Origin of the sequence: Streptomyces sp. NPDC048643 (assembly GCF_040650615.1) — a bacterium.
Lineage (GTDB): Bacteria > Actinomycetota > Actinomycetes > Streptomycetales > Streptomycetaceae > Streptomyces.
This window is the reverse complement of sequence record NZ_JBEZHO010000113.1, coordinates 1-1,741: the sequence shown is the minus strand read 5'-3', so window position 1 is coordinate 1,741 and position 1,741 is coordinate 1. Positions and strand designations below refer to the sequence as shown.

General features: G+C 68.6%; 3 protein-coding genes and 1 pseudogene. 3 read left to right on the top strand and 1 reads right to left on the bottom strand.

The genetic code is table 11. The features are described from left to right. Positions 1-381: 381 nt before the first annotated feature. Positions 382-654 carry a DUF3253 domain-containing protein gene (locus AB0C62_RS42120; RefSeq protein WP_362982608.1) on the top strand — a complete coding sequence of 91 codons (273 nt, stop codon included), beginning with the start codon at positions 382-384 and terminating at the stop codon, positions 652-654. A 75-nt stretch (positions 655-729) separates the two neighbouring features. On the opposite strand, the gene AB0C62_RS42115 is transcribed toward AB0C62_RS42120, so the two are convergent. Further along, a complete protein-coding gene (locus tag AB0C62_RS42115; RefSeq protein ID WP_362982606.1) occupies positions 730-1,038 on the bottom strand; it encodes a hypothetical protein in 309 nt (102 codons plus the stop codon). Between the two features lie 204 nt (positions 1,039-1,242). Between AB0C62_RS42115 and AB0C62_RS42110 the strand changes: the two genes are divergently transcribed. Together AB0C62_RS42110 and AB0C62_RS42105 are read left to right on the top strand one after the other, a co-directional pair. Continuing rightward, positions 1,243-1,413 (top strand): hydrophobic protein, encoded by a 171-nt coding sequence (locus AB0C62_RS42110; protein WP_164369086.1) that lies wholly within the window; start codon positions 1,243-1,245, stop codon positions 1,411-1,413. 236 nt (positions 1,414-1,649) lie between these two features. After that, positions 1,650-1,741, top strand: a pseudogene (locus tag AB0C62_RS42105) (PRC-barrel domain containing protein); the annotation flags it as partial.

The window sequence follows — 1,741 nt, the reverse complement described above, 5'->3', positions numbered from 1 at the left end:
CCACGGATTCCCGACCCAAGCCCGTGCCGCGTAGCGGCACAGCAACAAGTCGAGAAGGCCAGAATCCTCGGGCTTCAGCCCGAGGAGCAAGTCAACCGTTGCCACCGTGGCCGACACCGATCGCCAACGTGGGCATCTCGCTCAGGCACTCGTAGCACGTACACGGCTGCGGCTGCGGCTGCGGCTGCGGCTGCGGCTGCGGCTGCGGCGATCTTGCCCCGCCACTCGGGCTTCATGAGGGGCACAGCAGCGTAAGTTGCCCGTCGAGCAGCACGGTTCCGCGGCTCGTTGCCCGGACCTGATCCTCTTTGCTCGGCCTCGGCGGATCCGAGCAGGAGCGGCCGACCGTGCGCCTGGCAGCCGCCTTGCGATACTGGTGGAGTGCCGAACGACGAGCAGCAGACGGACCGGCGCCTGGAGCGGGTCATCCTGGAGTTGCTGGACGGTCGTGCCCCCGGCGCGACGATCTGCCCGTCCGACGCCGCGCGGGCGGTGTACGAAGGGGATGACGACGGCTGGCGCGCGCTCATGGAGCCGGCTCGCCACGCGGCCCAGCGGCTCGTCGCAGCGGGCGAGGTGGAGATCACCCAGGCCGGCCGTCCCGTCGAGCTCGCGAAGGCCCGCGGCCCCATCCGCATTCGGCGCTGTCGTTGACCCACCGGACGCGACGACCCCTCGTACGGTGAAGCGGGCGCCTGGGGTGGGCCCCGTGCGCCCCGGGGTCGTGGCTCAGTCGAGCGCTGCCAGGCCCTCGCTCCAGCGGGCCCGGCGCTCCGCGTCGCTCTGCTCCCACCACGGCGCGCCGCGCTCTCCCAGGGCGACCTTGGACAGGTGCACGCGCGTGCGCGCGGCCCGTTCGGCTTCGGGGTCCTCCGTGCGCCGGGCGGCTTTGACCGCGCGGCGGGCCGCCATGAGATGGGAGCGCAGTCGCGCTGCGACGTCCTCGGGGATCTGCGGGTCCGTCGCCCGCCAGCGCCGTCCGCCCACGATGACGTACCGCCCGTCAGGGGTGCGGTCCGGTCCCGTGTCGGCTGTCACCGAAAGAACTCTGCCAGCGAGCCGCAAGCGCCTCCACTCGACGCCCCCCCACTCGCCGGACTCGACTCGACGACTTCGACTGTCGGCGGCAATTTCGTCTGCCCCTGTAGCCCCGAAGGGAGTTTTCAAACCGGAGACTGAAACCGAGTCCGCAGGAATGGAGATCGATCTGCCGGGCACACGAGGTTCCGGAGGTTGATAACCATGGTTCCCGTTCTTCTTGTTCTTCTGCTCGCCCTGATCCTTTTCGGTGCCGGTTTCGCGCTGAAGGCGCTCTGGTGGATCGCCGTGATCGTCCTGATCGTGTGGGTCCTGGGCTTCGTGATCCGTCCGACGGCGAGCGGCGGCAAGCGTGGCCGCTGGTACCGCTGGTAGACGGCCTGAACAGCACGCACACACGCGTACACGGGTGGGGCCCGACGCCACGGCGTCGGGCCCCACCCGTGTTCCGTCCCGGTGGCCCAGGATCGAAGTGGTGATGCATGTGTGAGACCAAAGCACCTGGGCACTCGACTTTCTGAACAAACGTCACCGAATTCGATGGCGCCTAAAGAGCCACCACAGTTCGACTGTGGGCAGGCAACGAATTTCGATGAGGGAGCGGTACTTTTATGAGTGACAACATCTGGGGCTACCAGCCGACCACCGGCTACACCGCGGGCACCGACCTGACCGGATTCAAGGTCGAGGCCACCGACGGCAG